Annotated in this window: 12 protein-coding genes; 7 read left to right on the forward strand and 5 right to left on the reverse strand. The window is 72.2% G+C overall.

Features of this window, described 5'->3' with window-relative positions:
* Positions 1–19: 19 nt before the first annotated feature.
* Entirely contained in the window at positions 20–499 is a 480-nt protein-coding gene (locus ACIREI_RS39635) for a DUF6174 domain-containing protein (RefSeq protein ID WP_403343941.1), read from the reverse strand.
* A gap of 155 nt (positions 500–654) precedes the next feature.
* Here ACIREI_RS39635 and ACIREI_RS39640 point away from each other — a divergent pair, with 155 nt between their 5' ends.
* Both ACIREI_RS39640 and ACIREI_RS39645 read left to right on the forward strand, forming a co-directional pair.
* The gene (locus ACIREI_RS39640; RefSeq protein ID WP_403343943.1) at positions 655–1017 is read left to right on the forward strand and encodes an Ldh family oxidoreductase; all 363 of its coding nucleotides are present in this window, start codon (positions 655–657) and stop codon (positions 1015–1017) included.
* Positions 1018–1079: 62 nt separating this feature from the next.
* The gene (locus tag ACIREI_RS39645) at positions 1080–1847 is read left to right on the forward strand and encodes a carbonic anhydrase (RefSeq protein ID WP_403343947.1); all 768 of its coding nucleotides are present in this window, start codon (positions 1080–1082) and stop codon (positions 1845–1847) included.
* A gap of 33 nt (positions 1848–1880) precedes the next feature.
* Here the strand turns inward: ACIREI_RS39645 and ACIREI_RS39650 are convergent, their stop codons facing one another.
* Both ACIREI_RS39650 and ACIREI_RS39655 read right to left on the reverse strand, forming a co-directional pair.
* Positions 1881–5021, reverse strand: coding sequence for an FAD-binding and (Fe-S)-binding domain-containing protein (locus ACIREI_RS39650; RefSeq protein ID WP_403343950.1), 3141 nt, complete (start codon positions 5019–5021; stop codon positions 1881–1883).
* Positions 5022–5078: 57 nt separating this feature from the next.
* Positions 5079–5561, reverse strand: coding sequence for a MarR family winged helix-turn-helix transcriptional regulator (locus tag ACIREI_RS39655; protein WP_403343953.1), 483 nt, complete (start codon positions 5559–5561; stop codon positions 5079–5081).
* A 109-nt stretch (positions 5562–5670) separates the two neighbouring features.
* On the opposite strand from ACIREI_RS39655, the gene ACIREI_RS39660 reads away from it, so the two are divergent.
* Complete coding sequence (locus ACIREI_RS39660; RefSeq protein WP_403343956.1) at positions 5671–6189, forward strand: YceI family protein; 519 nt, start codon at positions 5671–5673, stop codon at positions 6187–6189.
* Here the strand turns inward: ACIREI_RS39660 and ACIREI_RS39665 are convergent.
* Both ACIREI_RS39665 and ACIREI_RS39670 read right to left on the reverse strand, forming a co-directional pair.
* A complete protein-coding gene (locus ACIREI_RS39665) occupies positions 6167–7867 on the reverse strand; it encodes a hypothetical protein (protein ID WP_403343992.1) in 1701 nt (566 codons plus the stop codon). The two genes, ACIREI_RS39660 and ACIREI_RS39665, sit on opposite strands and share 23 nt — an antisense overlap.
* Before the next feature lie 121 nt (positions 7868–7988).
* Positions 7989–12029 (reverse strand): molybdopterin-dependent oxidoreductase, encoded by a 4041-nt coding sequence (locus ACIREI_RS39670; RefSeq protein WP_403343959.1) that lies wholly within the window; start codon positions 12027–12029, stop codon positions 7989–7991.
* Positions 12030–12282: 253 nt separating this feature from the next.
* Here ACIREI_RS39670 and ACIREI_RS39675 point away from each other — a divergent pair, with 253 nt between their 5' ends.
* The 4 genes from ACIREI_RS39675 (at position 12283) to ACIREI_RS39690 (ending at position 15131) form a co-directional block, all read left to right on the forward strand.
* A complete protein-coding gene (locus ACIREI_RS39675) occupies positions 12283–12672 on the forward strand; it encodes a cell division protein SepF (RefSeq protein ID WP_274244558.1) in 390 nt (129 codons plus the stop codon).
* A gap of 187 nt (positions 12673–12859) precedes the next feature.
* Positions 12860–14104, forward strand: coding sequence for an ATP-binding protein (locus ACIREI_RS39680; RefSeq protein WP_403343962.1), 1245 nt, complete (start codon positions 12860–12862; stop codon positions 14102–14104).
* Positions 14101–14427 carry a nucleotide pyrophosphohydrolase gene (locus ACIREI_RS39685; protein ID WP_403343965.1) on the forward strand — a complete coding sequence of 109 codons (327 nt, stop codon included), beginning with the start codon at positions 14101–14103 and terminating at the stop codon, positions 14425–14427. The genes ACIREI_RS39680 and ACIREI_RS39685 overlap by 4 nt, the downstream gene beginning before the upstream one ends.
* A 233-nt stretch (positions 14428–14660) precedes the next feature.
* The gene (locus ACIREI_RS39690) at positions 14661–15131 is read left to right on the forward strand and encodes a DUF6099 family protein (RefSeq protein ID WP_403343994.1); all 471 of its coding nucleotides are present in this window, start codon (positions 14661–14663) and stop codon (positions 15129–15131) included.
* Positions 15132–15312: the final 181 nt, after the last annotated feature.

Here is a 15312-nt window from a genome sequence, read left to right on the forward strand (position 1 = left end):
GCTTCGACGGCTGACACGGTCAGCGGCCGACGCGCCGGCCGTCGACCGGCTCGTAGGCGCTGATGACGTAGCGGGCCTCGTCGTCGACGGCGTTCTCCTCCCAGTCCAGGGAGATCCGCACCGGATGCCCGTCGGCCGCGTACTCCACCTCGGCCGTGTCCGCGTCGTCCCGGCGCGCCTGCTCCAGTTCGCCGAGGAGCGCCCCGATGGTGGGCACCGCCTCGGGGACGTCCTCGACCACGCGCCTGCCGCTGTCGTCGAGGCCCACCGCCTTGGCCACGGCACCGTCGCGGACGGTGATCCGGAAGGTGCCGAGCAGGCTCCGCTCCCCTTCACTGGAGCGGAGCGTGTAGGTGTACGAGGAGGGCTCCTGCCAGGTGGCCCGGGTGGACGCCGGTGCCGTCGACGTCTCGTCGTCGCAGGCGGCGACCGCGCAGAGCATCCCCGCGAGCAGCGCGAGCCGGGACACGGGGCGGGCAGTGAGACGTACGGCGGTCATGGCGGCGGTCCCTTCGACGACGGTCACCTCTGTGACGCCGGCCGCCCCGGGAACGTTCGGCGGAGCGCGGGCACGCCGGGGCGCCTCACCCCATCTGGTCCGCGGCCGACAGGTGCTCGACCGTTTCGCCGGTCTCCGTGCATGTACGGGGTCACGTGGCCCGAGGAGTACACCCACGCAAACACCGCCAGAACGCCCTGCTGATCGCGCTCGACCCGGCGGCCTTCGGCGACCCCGAGGCCTTCACCGCGGCCGTCGACACCGCCCTGAGCACCCTCAAGGGCCTGCCGGAGGCGGACGACGCGGCGGGCGTGTTCTACCCGGGGGAGCGTGGCGCCGCGGTGGCGGAAGAGCGCGCGGCGAAGGGCGTGCCGGTGGCACCGAAGGTGTGGCGCGAGTTGACGGAGCACGCCAGGACCCTGGGTGTCACACCACCGCAGGCCGCCGAACAGTCCACCACTCCGCGTGATTTGGATGCGCGTTTCCCGTCCCCTGCATCTGGCCTGTACGGGCGTTAACCGCTGTTTCGAAACAGTGGCACCACGCCCCACCAGGGGAAACACCAGAAGGGAAGCGCGCCATGGGCAGTGTTTCGCAACCGCAGCGTCGAGCCGTTCTCGCCGGAGGGCTCGTGGCGAGCGCGGCCGTGATCACGGGATGTTCGACGAAGGCGGACAACGGCTCGGCTCCGAAGGCGGCGGCCGCCGTGGCGGCGACGCCGCCGTCGTCCGAGGGCGCACCCCCCAAGACGCCTGCGGCAGCGCTCGCGCGGCTGCTGGACGGCAACAAGCGCTGGGTGAACGGGACGCTCCAGCGCCCGAACCAGGGTCTCGACCGGCGTGCGTCCGTCGCCGAGGAGCAGGACCCGTACGGCGTCATAGTGTCGTGCATCGACTCCCGCGTGCCGCCGGAGATGGTCTTCGACACCGGGATCGGCGACCTGTTCGCGATACGCACCGGCGGTCAGGTGGTCGCCCCGGTGGTCACCGGTTCCGTCGAGTACGGGCCCGTGACCTCGGGCACCCCGCTGATCGTCGTGCTCGGGCACCAGCGCTGCGGTGCGGTCAAGGCGTCGTACAAGGCCCTGAAGGAGCGCAAGCCGCTGCCGGGCGACCTCCAGTCGATCGCCGAGGCCGTCCGCCCGGCGTACGAGGCCATATCCAAGGTGAAGCACGACGACCCGGTCGACGCCATGATCCGCGTCCATGCCCGGCAGACGGCCGCCGGCCTGCGCACCGACCCCGCCCTCGCCTCGCTGGTGAAGAAGGGCGGCCTGGCCGTCGTCAGCGCCTACTACTCCCTGGACACCGGCCGGGTGGAGGTTCTCGACGGGGCACCCTCCGCCTGACGCGGAGAGGACCGGCCGCGACGGGGCGGCCGGTCAGCGCCTCCGCATCCCCCGAACCGCCCGAGCCACCCCCGCGGCCACCCCGCCCACCGCCACCCCCGCCGAAGCGAGCGCCAGAGCCCGCGCCCGGCGCCCCGGGGGTGCCGGCCGGGCGCCCGGGGCGAGCCCGTACGCACTCGCCGCCACCTCGGGGGACGGCAGTGCCGACGCCAGCAGCTCCGCCAGGTGGACCGCCTCGTGGCCGCCGCTGTCGAGCTCGTGGATCTGGGTACGGCAGCTGAACCCGTCCGCGAGGACCACGGTGCCGGCGTCCTCCTCCCGCAGCCGCGGCAGCAGGACGCGTTCCGCGCAGGCCCGGCTGACCTCCAAGTGGCCTTGCTCGAAACCGAAGTTGCCGGCCAGACCGCAGCATCCGGAATCCAGCTGCTCCGCGTCGACGCCGGCCCGGCGCAGCAGCTTCGCGTCGGCCTCCCAGCCCAGTACGGCGTGCTGGTGGCAGTGCACCTGGGCCAGCGCGCGGGCCGTGCGGTCGGGCACCCGCGGGGGCTCGTATCCCGGGCTGTGCTCGGTGAGCAGCTCGGACAAGGTCACCGTCTGCTCCGCCAGCCTGCGCACATCCCGGTCGTCGGGGAACAGCTCGCCCGCGTCCGACCGGAACACGGCCGTACAGCTCGGCTCCAGGCCGACCACCAGCCCGCCCTCGCGCAGATGAGCGGCCAAGTGGCGCACGGTCCGGGTCAGGACGCGTTCGGCGACCCCGAGTTGCCCGGTGGAGATCCACGTCAGCCCGCAGCACAGCGGCTCGCTGGGCAGGGTCACCCGCCAGCCGGCATGCTCCAGCAGCTCCACCGCGGCCTGACCGACGTGCGGATGGAAGAAGCTGGTGAACGTGTCCGGCCACAGCAGCACCATCCCGCGCTCCCCGGCGGGCGAGGAGCGGTGCCGCTCACGGCGGGCGAACCACCGCTGCAACGACTCCCGTGCGAACAGCGGCACTTCCCGGTCCTCCATCCCGGCCACCGCGACCGCCGCCCGGGACAGCGGCGGGGTGTGGGTGAGGGCGTTGACGACCGGGCCGAGCCCGCCCCGCCCCACGGCCTGGGCGACGACCGGCAGCCAGCCCATCGACAGATCGGAGCGGGGCCGCGTCCAGGGCCGCCCCTCGTAGTGGTGGGACAGGAACTCCGCCTTGTACGTCGCCATGTCGACATCGGCCGGGCAGTCGCTCTTGCACCCCTTGCAGGCCAGGCACAGATCGAGCGCCTCCTTGACCGCCCGCGAACGCCAGCCGTCCCGGATCGCGCTGTCGCCGTGCCCGTCGAGCATCTCGAACAGCAGCCGGGCCCGGCCGCGCGTGGAGTGCTCCTCCTCCAGCGTGACCTGGTACGACGGGCACATCACCGCACCGCCCTCGGTTTCCCGGCGACGGCACTTGCCCACGCCGACGCACCGGTTGGCGGCCTCGGCGAAGGACCCGCCGTCGTGCGGGAAGCGGAAGTGCAGGTCGCGGGGGTCGTACGGCGCCCAGTCGCCGCCCAGCCGCAGGTTCTCGTCGAGCCCGTACGGCGCCACGACCTTCCCGGGGTTCATCCGGTCGCCCGGGTCGAAGACCCCTTTCAGTCGCCCGAACGCCTCCACCAGCTCCTCCCCGAACATCCGTGGCAGCAGCTCCCCCCGGCTCTGCCCGTCCCCGTGTTCGCCGGAGAGGGACCCGCCGAACTCGACCACCAGATCGGCCGCCCGCTCCATGAACCGCCGGTAGTGGGCCACGCCCTCGGCGCTGTACAGATCGAAGGGGATCCGCGTGTGCACGCACCCCTGCCCGAAGTGGCCGTAGAGGCTGGGGCCGGTGTCGCTGAGGTAGCCGAACTCCTCGAACAGGCCGCGCAGCCGCCGCAGATACTCGCCGAGCCGCTCCGGCGGCACCGCCGAGTCCTCCCACCCCTCCCAGGTGTCCGGGCGGTCGGGGATGTGCGCGGTGGCGCCGAGGCCGGCCTCGCGGACCTGCCAGAGCTGCTCCTCGTGGGCGGGGTCGTCCAGGAAGGCGACCTCCGCGTCGTGCTCGGACTCGTGCAGTGCGTCCAGCATGCGGTGCGCGTGCTCGTCGGCCTCCTCGACGCTCTCGCCGCCGAACTGCGCCATCAAGAAGGCGTCTCCCTCGGGCAGTTGGTCGATCGCCCGCTCATTGAGGTGCTTGAGCCGCTCGTCGTGGATCAGACGGCGGTCGACACCCTCCAGGGCGATCGGCTCGTACGGCAGGATCGCCGGTACGGCGTCCGCGGCGAGCGTGATGTCCCCGAACCCCAGCACCACCAGCGTGCGTTCCTCCACCACCGGCACCAGCTCCAGTTCCGCCCGCAGGACGGTGACCAGCGTCGACTCGCTGCCGACCAGCAGCCCGGCGACGTCGAAGCCGTGCTCGGGCAGGAGCGAGTCCAGGTTGTAGCCGGAGACCCGGCGCGGGATCCGCGGGAAGCGGCGGCGGATGTCGTCGGCGTGGGTGTCGCGCAGGGCGCGCAACTGCCGGTACACGGCGGCTCGCAGGTCGCCCTGCCGCTCGATCTCGGCGTACTCCTCGTCGCTGGTCTCCCCGCACCAGAAGCGGGTGCCGTCGTAGAGCAGCACTTCCAGGCGGGCGATGTTGTCGACGACCTTGCCGTGCGCCTGCGCGGTGGCGCCGCACGAGTTGTTGCCGATCATGCCGCCGATCGTGCAGTTGGCGTGGGTGGCGGGCTCGGGGCCGAAGCGCAGCCCGGTCGGGGCGAGTCGCCGGTTGAGCTCGTCGAGGACGATGCCCGGCTGGACGACACACGTACGGGCCTCGACGTCGACCGACTCCAGCCCCGTGCAGTACTTCGACCAGTCGATCACGACGGCCGTGTTGGTGCACTGCCCCGCCAGAGACGTCCCGCCGCCCCGCGACAGCACGGGCGCGCCGTGCTCCCGGGCGACGGCCACCGCCTCCGCGGCCGCCTCGGGCGTGTACGGCACGACCACGCCGATCGGCGTCTGACGGAAGTTCGAGGCGTCGGTGGAGTACGCGGCCCGGCTCCCGGCATCGAAACGGACCTCCCCGTCGACACGCTCCCGCAGCGCCGTCTCCAGGGCGGCCGGGTCGGACGGGGGCACGGCTTCGGGCCGTACGACGGGAGCGGGCAGGTCCGAGATGCCCATGGACCCCTCCTCGGTGTCGGTGCGGGGCCGCTCGGGTACCCGCGACCGCACCGGCGACTACTCCGCCGTCGCCTCCGCCGCGAAGTCGGGCATCAGCGCGCACATCGCCTGGCGCTGCGTGGGGCCCATGAACCGGGCCAGCGCCTCCTTGACCGTCTCGGCGAGGCCCCCGGAAGCCTCCTTGATCAGGCCCCGTGCCTTCTCGGTGAGGGCGACCTCGACGCCCCGCTTGTCGCCGCAGACCGACTTGCGGGTGACCAGGCCGGCGTGCTGGAGGCAGGCGATCTGGTAGGTGAGGCGGGTCTTGGGGCGGCCCAGGAGGTCGGCGATCCGCGTCATGCGCAGCGCCTGGCCGGGGTCCGCGGCGAGCAGGCACAGGATCAGGAACTCGTCGTGCGAGACGTCCAGCCGTTCCTTGACGACCGTGCGCAGCTCCTGCTCGACGGCTCCCGTCGCGGCCAGCATCAGCATCCAGGCGTGCAGCTCGACGGGGAGGAGTCCGTCGCCGGAGGCGGAGGGGCATTCGGAGAGGTCGGCCATGATTTCGAGTGTAGCTGTTGTTCAAAATTGGAGTATCGGCTAGCGTGGGGTCATCCAAATTTGGACTATAGCCCTCGATGATGTCCCCGATGCTCAGGAGTGAAAGATCATGACCGTCGCCGTCGAAACCGGAACCTGGCAGCTCGACCCCGCCGCCACCACCGTCGCCCTCCGGCACAAGACCTTCTGGGGCCTGGTCACCGTGAAGGGCGCCTTCACCGCCGTCACCGGCAACGGCGAGGTCCGCCCCGACGGCTCCGCCGTCGGCACGATCACCCTGGACGTCGCCTCGCTGGACACCCGCAGCGCCAAGCGCGACGAGCACCTGCGCTCCGCCGACTTCTTCGACGCCGCCAACCACCCCGAGATCACCTTCGCGGTCCGCGGCGCCGAACTCCGCGACGGCGACGGCGTGCACGTCGTCGGTCAGCTCACCGTGCGCGGCATCAGCCGCCCCAAGTCCTTCACCGCCCGCCTCGTCGGCGCCGACGCCGAGGCGCTCACCCTGGACGCCGAGTTCACCGTGGACCGCGACCAGTTCGGCATGGACTGGAACCAGCTCGGCATGATCCGCGGCCTGACCACGGTCGCCGCCACCCTCCGCTTCACCCGGACCGCGGCAGCCTGACGTCGGCACTCGACAGCGTCTGCGGTACGGCCGTGAAGGCCCGCAGCCGGATCCGTACGCCCGGACGCGGGAGCACGAACCTCCCGGCGGGCGGCCGGAGTTCATAGCGCGCCGTCGTGTGAGCGGCCAGCGCGGCGGGTCCCCGGACGACCGTCCAGTACGGGTCCATGCCCTGGCCCGTGGTGTGCGTGAAGTGGGGCGTCAGGGCGGCGGAGTCCGTGTTCGTGACCTCAACGTCCAGGCCGGTCACGGCAGTCGGCGTCGCCCACCGCGCCGACGTCACCCGCATCCCCAGCGGCGGCGTCCCGGTCGCCGCCCATGCCGCGCTCCCCAGGGCCGGGGTGAGCAGCAGCGCGGCCGCCGCGATGCGCGCCGGACGCCGCAGGAGCAGCCGCGGGTGCGGCTGCCAGGCGGTGGCGAACTCCGACGGGGGTGCGGTGACCGCCGCCGCCAGCCACAGCGGCGTCATCATCAGGTAGTAGCCGTCCTGCGAGCGGGTCGCCAGAAAGAACGCGCACCACGGCAGGACGGTCGCCGCGGGCCCCAGCCGCCGCACGAACAGCACGAACAGCGCGAGCAGCCCCGCCACCAGCAGCATGCTCGCGTGGGAGTACCAGTCGAGCCGGTCGCTGCCGTCGGTGAAGTACAACGAGACGCCGACCACGCCCTGCCCGTGGATCACCGCGCCCTGCGTCAGCGGCAGCGCGATGCCCCGGATCCAGGTGCCCGGCTCGCTCACGACGAAGTAGGTGTTGAGCAACAGCCATACGACCCCGGCGGCCCCGGCGATCCGCGCCACCACCAGCGCCGCCGCCCGCGCACCCAGCTCCCCGCGCCGCACGGCGTAGATCCCGGCCAGCAGGAACGGCGCGACGAACCACGGCAACTGCTGCGCCGCGCACGCCGCCCCCAGACACGCCGCCCGCGCCAGCCCGGCCACCCCGAGCCGCCCGCCCCGCCCGATCCGCGGCCACCGCACCACCACCGGCACCAGCAGGGCCAGCGCCACGATCGCCGGATAGCCGAGGCGGCCGTACGACGGCAGGAAGCCGAAGCCCAGGCACGCCATGGTCGCCGCCGACCGCCACGGCGTCGGCAGCATCCGCCACAGCGCGACGGCGCCGGCGACGAGGGCCGCCGTACTCACCGCCGTCGCGGGCGTGCCCCCGTGCCCCAGCCACAGCAGCGGTGCCGTCAGCAGCGGGGCCAGGGGCGGATAGCCGTACGTGAAGTCGTAGCCGCCCGTCACCGTCGGGGTGAGCGCGACGCCGTGGCCGAAGAGCCAGGGCCACGGCTGCCCGTAGACGGGGTGCCCGGCGACCAGTTCACGGGCGGCCTGGGTGGTGAGGATCGCCTCGTCGCTGCCCGCGTGGTTCATCGCCCACGCGCAGAGCGTCAGCGTCACGGCGGTCACCAGGACGCACAGGTCGAGGCGGGCCAGCGACCTCGCCCGCCGTACCACCAGCGCCAGCACGCCACACACCAGGATGGAGGCGTAGCACACCGAGATGACCGCGGCCACGACGAGCCGGTGACTGGCCGCCTGCGTCCAGATCGCTCGGGTGCCGATGAAGAGGCTGATGTCCGCGAGGAGGGTCAGCACGCGGTGCCACTGGGCGGGGGGTTCCAGGATCGTGGCGGGCACCGACCACTGCGTCCGTCGGCCGGGTGCCACCAGCTGCTGTTCTGCTGCCAACTGCACGCCACCGGACGGTAATCACGCCTGGTGAGCGGGGTGTCGAGGGAGGTGAAGAGTCCGGTGTGAGGCAGGTGAGAGATCCCTGGCGGATCCCCGAGGGTCAGTAGACGTCCCGGACGTACCGCTTCGCCGCCGCCAGCTGCTTCACGTACGCCGCCGCCTCGTCCTCCGCCAGCCCGCCGTGCGCGACCGCGATGTCCCTGAGGGCCCGGTCCACGTCCTTGGCCATGCGCGAGGCGTCGCCGCACACGTAGAAGTGGGCGCCGTCCTGGAGCCAGCGCCACAGCTCCGGGCCGTGTTCGCGCATCCGGTCCTGGACGTACACCTTGTTGCGCTGGTCGCGGGAGAACGCGGTGTCCAGCCGGGCGAGGGTGCCCTCGTCGAGCAGCGCGGTCAGCTCGTCCTCGTAGTAGAAGTCGCTGGCCCGGTGCTGCTCCCCGAAGAACAGCCAGTTGGGCGCCTTGTGCCCGAGCGCGTGCCGCTCCTGCAGGAAGCCGACGAAGGGCGCGACGCCCGTGCCCGGGCCGACCATGACCATCGGCGTGGTGGCGTCCGCGGGCGGCCGGAAGTGCGGGGAACGCTGCACGAAGACCGGCACCTCGGTGCCCGGCTCGGCGTCGGCGAGGAAGGGCGAGCAGACCCCTCCGCGCGGCCGGCCGTGCAGGTTCTCGTACCGCACGACGGAGACCGTCAGCGACACGCTGTGCGGGTCGACGAGCGGGCTCGACGATATGGAGTACAGACGCGGCTGGAGCTTCTTGAGCACCCCGGCCCACTCCTCGGCGCCCGCCCGCACCGGGTGCTCGGCGATGACGTCCACCGACTGCCGGCCCCAACTCCACTGCGCCAGACCGTCCTTGTTGTCGGGCCGCAGCAGCCGGCGCAGCTCCCGGTCGTCGCGGACGCGTTCGGCGACGAAACGGAGCAGATCAGAGGTGATCTTCGTGATGTCGAGGTGCCGGTGCAGGGCCTCCGCGAAGGAGACCTCCCCCACCCCGTCCACCTGCACGGCCGTCGAGCCGTCGACACCCGTCACCGCGAGCCACTCCTCCACCAGCGCGGGCGAGTTGACCGGACGGACGCCGAGCGCGTCGCCCGCCTCGTACGTCAGCGAGGTCCCGCTCGTGTCGAAGGTGAAGCGCCGCACCTCCTTGTCGGCGCCGGGCAGGCTGAGCAGCCGGTTGCCGACGAGGCGGGCGGTGGCGGGGGCGGGCTTGGGATCGGCCCTCGGGGCCTTCGGCTTCGCGGCCGCGGATACGTCCGTGCCACTGCCCAGCGCCGTGAGGACCTGGTCGAGCCACACACCGGCGGACGGCTCGTAGTCCGGTTCGCAGTCCGTACGAGGGGCCAGGCGCACCGCGCCCAGCTCGTCAAGGCGGGCGTCCAGCCGCCGCCCGTGCCCGCAGAAGTCGTCGTACGACGAGTCGCCGAAGGCGAGTACGGCGTACCGCACTCCGTCCAGCCGGGGAGCCCCCTCGTCGGCCAGCGTGTCCCAGAAGCCCGACCCGTTGTCGGGCGCGTCACCGTCGCCGAACGTGCTGGTGATCAGCAGCAGGTCGGCTCCGGACGGCAGCGTGCCCGGGTCGGTGTCGTCCATGCCGGCGAGGGTCGCCCGGTGCCCGTCGGCGGACAGCCGCTCGGCCACGGATCCGGCGAACTCCTCGGCGTTCCCCGTCTGCGAGGCCCACAGTACGACGACCTCACGGCCAGGCTGCCGCGCGCCGGCGGGCCGGTCCGCCGACCGTGAGTACATGCCGGCGAGGACGCCGTTGACCCACATGGCGTGCTCGGGGCTGAAGGGCGCGTCCGGCGGCAGGACGGGGATGCCGGGCGCGCCGGTCTCGATGCCGGCGAGGAAGCCGGTCAGATACAGCCGTTCCTGGGCGGTCAGGACGGGTGGCGGGGTGGGGTCGAGCCCGAAGGGGTTGGCGCCCGGGGTGACGGAGGTCGGGACGATCACCTCGGCGGGCCGCACCGGGGCCGGAACCGGGGCCGACTCGTTGACCTTCGCCAGCGACACGGCGCACACCTTGAACTCCGGCTGGAAGGAGATCGGATCCACCGCGTCGCTCGTCACCGCGTTGACGCTCAGATACTCCCCGAACAGGTCGTTCCAGTGGAACGGAGCGAAACACCCCCCTGGCCGCACCCGGTCCGTCACCACCGCGGGCAGCACCGCCCGCCCCCGCCGCGAGGCGACCTCCACCCGGTCCCCGTCGGCGATCCCCAGCTCACGCGCGTCCTGCGGATGCACCTCCACGAAGGGCCCGGGGTTGAGCTTGTTGAGCTTGGCCACCCGCCCCGTCTTCGTCAGCGTGTGCCACTGGTGCTGCACCCGCCCCGTGTTCAGTACGAAGGGGTAGTCGTCGTCCGGCATCTCGGCGGCCGGCATGTGCGGCCGCGCGTGGAAGACACCCCGCCCGCTCGCCGTCGGGAACCGCAGCCCGCCGTCCGCGTCGACGTACCGGATCGGATTGCGCGCCGGCCCGTCCACGTCGGCGGCCGGCCACTGCACGGGCGTGTCCCGCAGCCGCTCGTACGTCACCCCGCGCAGATCCCAGCCGGTCACCGGGTTCCAGGCCCGCCGTATCTCCTCGAAGACGTCCTCGGCACTGTCGTACGAGAACCCCTTCTCGTACCCCATCGCACACGCGACGGCCGCGATGATCCGCCAGTCCGCCATCGCCTCCCCGGGCGGGTCGGCCACGGGCTGGGTCAGCGTGAGATTGCGCTCGCTGTTGACGAAGACGCCCTCCCCCTCGGTCCACATCGCGCCCGGCAGCACCACATCGGCGTACGCGTTGGTCTCGGTCTCGCCGAACACGTCCTGCGTGACGACGAACTCGGCGGCCTCCAGTCCCTCGATGACGGTACGGCGATTGGCGACCGAGGCGACGGGGTTGGTGCAGATGATCCAGCAGGCCTTGATCTCCCCGTCGGCCATCTTCCGGAACATCTCGACGGTGCCCTTGCCGACCCCGTCGGCGCGCAGGGTGCCCGGCGGCAGCTCCCACAGCTCCTCGACGAAGGCCCGCTCGGCGTCCACGGCGACGGACCGCTGTCCCGGCAGCCCCGGCCCCATGTACCCCATCTCACGCCCGCCCATGGCGTTCGGCTGCCCGGTGAGGGAGAACGGACCGGAGCCCGGGCGGCAGATGGCCCCGGTGGCCAGATGCAGGTTGACCAGGGCGTTCGTGTTCCAGGTGCCGTGCGTGGACTGGTTGAGCCCCATCGTCCAGCAGCTCATCCACTCACCGGCCTCACCGATCAGCCGGGCGGCGGTGCGCAGGTCGCTCTCGTCGATCCCGGTGATCTCGGCGACCGCGGCCGGAGCGTAGTCGGCGAGGAACTCGGGCATCGCCTCCCAGCCCTCGGTGTGGGCGGCGATGAAGTCGGGGTCGGTGTGGCCGTTCTCGACGAGCAGGTGCAGCAGACCGTTGAGCAGGGCGAGGTCCGTACCCGGCCTGACCTGGAGGAACAGGTCGGCCTTGGCGGCGGTGGCGGTGCGTCGCGGATCGACCACGATGAGTTTCGCGCCCGCCTTGACCCGCTCCATCATGCGCAGGAAGAGGATGGGGTGGCAGTCGGCCATGTTCGAGCCGATGACCAGGAAGACGTCCGCCTTCTCGAAGTCCTCGTACGACCCGGGCGGCCCGTCGGCGCCGAGGGACAGCTTGTAGCCCATGCCGGCGCTGGCCATGCAGAGTCGCGAGTTCGACTCGATCTGGTTGGTGCGGATGTACCCCTTGGCCAGTTTGTTCGAAAGGTACTGGGCCTCGAGGCTCATCTGCCCGGAGACGTAGAAGGCGACCGCGTCCGGCCCGTGCTCGTCGATGATCGCGCGCAGCCGCCGGGCCGTCTCGGAGATCGCGTCGGCCATCGGGGAGGGCACAGGCTCCTCGCCGCGGTCGTCCCTGACCAGTGCGTTCGTGAGCCGCCCGGGCGCGGCGAGCATCTCGGCCGTGGTCGCGCCCTTGGTGCACAGCCGGCCCGCGTTCGCCGGGTGCGCCTTGTCGCCGGAGGCCTTCAGGACCGTACGCCGCCCGTCGGGTCCCATCCCGACGTCCAGCAGGATTCCGCAGCCGACCCCGCAGTAGGTGCAGACCGTCCGGACCTGAGTCGTCGAGGTGGTCTCGGTCACACGCTGCCTTTCTCCGACGGTCGGGGTGGTGAGTGAAGCGTACGAATTGCCCGTTACGTCGATGTCACATCCCTTGATCATGAGGAGTTACGTCGGCCACACAGCCGCCGAGGGCCCGATGTGAGGGCGATGTGAGGGGTGCGGGAGAGGCCCGATGCGGTCGCGCATCGTGTCGCTGTTGGGCCGAACGGGTGACTTGGCGTAAGAATTGGCTGGTGCAGGCATTGAAGGCGAGTCAAGGCGGGGGGAGCCGGTGAACAGCCACGACGTCACCGATGAACAGTGGGAGGGGCTCGCCCAGGTCGTGCCGTTGCGCGGCCGTGACGCCTGGCCGTCCGCGGTGGACCACCGAGTGCCCCCGGAGGCGGTGACGGAGCCGCGTCGGCGGTTCGTCGTCCTGCGGGTCAACGTGTTCGCGGACGCCCGCGACGTCGCCGAGACGCTCATGGCGGGGATTCCGGTGCTGCTGGATCTGACCGGGGCGGAGACCGAGGTCGCCAAACGGGTCCTCGACTTCAGCACGGGCGTTGTCTTCGGCCTGGCGAGCGGGATGCATCGGGTGGACCGGAATGTGTTCCTGCTGACGCCGCCGGGGACCGAGGTGAGTGGGTTGATGGAGGGGGCGGGGGTTCCGGGCGCGTGAGGGGGCCTGCGGGGTCTGGGGCGTGAGGGACCGGCGGGTTTTGGCTGGCGAGGGGCCTGCGGGTTCTGGTCAGCGAGGGCCTGTCGTTTTCTGGCGCGTGAGTGGGCTTCGCGGGCGCTCCCTCGATCGTAGGAAGGCTGTCGGGGTGGAACGGTTCGCCTGACGGCGGGGGGCCTACGGTCCGGACATGGCCGTGTCGTCTGTGTCTGGTGCCGCTTCCCACTCGTCCTCCGTGGCGTCCGTGGCCGAGGCGCATACCGGCCGGCCTCGCGTCACCGAGCTGCGGCTGTCCGCGTTCGCCGGGCATCGGCGGACCTCGCTCGCGCTCGGCGCGTTCACGCTCTTCGCCGGGCCGAGCGGGTGCGGGAAGACGACCGCGCTGCGGGCGTACGAAGCGCTGGCACGGCTCGGTGGCGGTGCCGGGGTCGGTGAGGTGTTCGCCGATCCCGTCGCCTGCGTGCCCGAGCGGGCCCGGCCCGATGCCGGGCGGCGGCGCGGCTTCCGTATCGGCTGCACGGCCGACGGTCCCGAGGGCCCGGTCCGGCTCGATGTCGCCGTGCAGGCCGAGCCCGAACTGCGCATCGTGGGGGAGCGGTTGAGCGCGGGGGGTCTCGTCCTGCTGGAGACGGCCCTGCGTGATCCGAGCCGGCCCTATGTGCAGGCCGCCTGGCATACGGCCGGTCAGTCGCCGGTGACCCGGGCGCCGCTGCCGGACGATCGGCTCGGTACCGCTCTGCTGCCGCTGCGGGTGGCCGGCAAGACGGACGGGCAGCGGCGGGTGCTCGCCGCCGCGGAGCAGATGGTGGTGGCGTTGCGGTCCGTCTTCGCCTGCGATCCCCGGCCCGATCGGATGCGGGCTCCCGCGCCGATCGGTTCCGGGCGGCTGCTCGGGGGCTGCGACAACCTCGCCGATGTGCTGTGGCGGACCCGTGCCGAGTGCGGGCGGCGGCATGCGCAGTTCGTGGCCGCGGTGGGGGCGGGGTGTGCCGGGGTGGTGGCGGATGTTCTCGCCGAGGTGCTGGAGGGCGGGACGGTGCGGGGGTTGCTGGACCGGGGGGACGGGGTTCGTACGGAGCTCGGTCGGCTGGGTGATGGTGAGCTGCGGTATCTCGCGCTGTCGTTGGTGCTGTTGACCGGGCCCGGGGTGCTGGATGTCGACTCGGTCGGTGAGGTGCCGGCGGCCATGCAGACGCTGACCGTGCTGGCGGATGGGCTCGACCGGGGGCTGGATCCGGGGCAGCGCGGGGAGTTGGTGCGGTTGGCGGCGCGCATGTGTGAGCGGGGGCATATTCGGGTGGTCGGGGCGGTGAGTGACGTGGCAGGGGTTTTGGGGGTGGCGGGTGCTGCCGGGGCTGAGGGCGCTGCCGGGGTCGTGGGGGCTGAGGGTGTGGCGGAGGTGGGCGGCATCACGGTGGTACACCTGGTGCCGTGAACGAACCTCTTGATGTGGCCAAGCTGCAGCGCAGGCTGGCCGAGTTCGCCGCCGCGCGCAACTGGCAGCCATATCACACGCCGAAGAACCTCGTCGCCGCGCTCAGCGTCGAGGCGTCCGAACTGGTGGAGATCTTCCAGTGGTTGACGCCGGAGGAGTCGGCGCGGGTCATGGACGACCCGGATACCGCGGCGCGGGTGAGCGATGAGGTCGCGGATGTGCTGGCTTATCTGCTGCAGCTGTGCGAGGTGCTCGGGATCGATCCGTTGGCGGCGCTGGACGCGAAGATCGACCGGAACGAGCGGCGGTTTCCGGCGCCGTAGGGAGAGGGCGGCGGTGGGGGAGGAGGAAGGGGGAGGGGAGGGGGAGGGGAGAGTGGGGAGGAACATAGTCCGTTTTCACTCTCTGTGTTCATTTCGGGGGGCGTAGCCGAAAAGTTGTCCGCAGATTTCCGTCTTCCTCTGGTGTTTTGTCTCAAGGGCCTTCACTCTGGGTAGTGGACAAGGGAGTTCGGGTGGACGCGTGGGCAGCGCGTCGGGACAGACGGGGACTGCGGATGGACGCGGTGCGGCTGATCGTGACGAGCAGGCGGGCGCTGGCGGGGAGCAGGGGTACGCCGGAGATCATGACCGAGGTGTGGCAGGCACAGGCCCTGGCTCAGGCGATAGGGAGTCGGCTCGCGGTGTTCGGGCCGCCTGAACTACGGGGTGAGGCGCTGGGGTTGACGGAGCTGGCGGGGCGTGGCTGCGGGGTGCTGCAGGCGCCGGAACTGGCGGACGGGTCCTTACGCGCGGCCCAGCTCACGGAGTTGGGTGAGGCGCGGCAGGCGTTGATGCATCTGGGCAGCCTCTTGGGGGAGGTGGGGATCGCCCTCGTCGGGATGGCCAGCTCGGCGGATGACGAGGCGACGTACTGGCAGTGCATGGAGGCGATCGACGCGGCGGACGAGTCTCGGGATCGGGTGCTGGAGATGCTGCGAAGACTGGCGGATCGGGATCAGGTGTTACCGGAGAGGGAGGCGGGGTAGCGTCCGGCGGGTGGGCGGGGGTGCCTGCGGCGGCCCGTTGCTGTTCGGTGGGGGTTCGCGTTGCGCCTGCGGGTGGGGGGTGGGTCGGGGGGGGGGGGGGGGGGGGGGGGGGGGGGGGGGGGGGGGGGGGGGGGGGGGGGGGGGGGGGGGGGGGGGGGGGGGGGGGGGGGGGGGGGGGGGG

Origin of the sequence: Streptomyces sp. NPDC093591 (genome assembly GCF_044764885.1) — a bacterium.
Classification (GTDB): Bacteria; Actinomycetota; Actinomycetes; order Streptomycetales; family Streptomycetaceae; genus Streptomyces.

What these genes read in the sequence shown, in the direction of transcription:
- ACIREI_RS39635 (WP_403343941.1), bottom strand. Translation starts at nt 499, where the DNA reads ATGACCGCCGTACGTCTCACTGCCCGCCCCGTGTCCCGGCTCGCGCTG.
- ACIREI_RS39645 (WP_403343947.1), top strand. Translation starts at nt 1,080, where the DNA reads ATGGGCAGTGTTTCGCAACCGCAGCGTCGAGCCGTTCTCGCCGGAGGG.
- ACIREI_RS39650 (WP_403343950.1), bottom strand. Translation starts at nt 5,021, where the DNA reads ATGGGCATCTCGGACCTGCCCGCTCCCGTCGTACGGCCCGAAGCCGTG.
- ACIREI_RS39655 (WP_403343953.1), bottom strand. Translation starts at nt 5,561, where the DNA reads ATGGCCGACCTCTCCGAATGCCCCTCCGCCTCCGGCGACGGACTCCTC.
- ACIREI_RS39660 (WP_403343956.1), top strand. Translation starts at nt 5,671, where the DNA reads ATGACCGTCGCCGTCGAAACCGGAACCTGGCAGCTCGACCCCGCCGCC.
- ACIREI_RS39680 (WP_403343962.1), top strand. Translation starts at nt 12,860, where the DNA reads ATGGCCGTGTCGTCTGTGTCTGGTGCCGCTTCCCACTCGTCCTCCGTG.
- ACIREI_RS39690 (WP_403343994.1), top strand. Translation starts at nt 14,661, where the DNA reads ATGGACGCGGTGCGGCTGATCGTGACGAGCAGGCGGGCGCTGGCGGGG.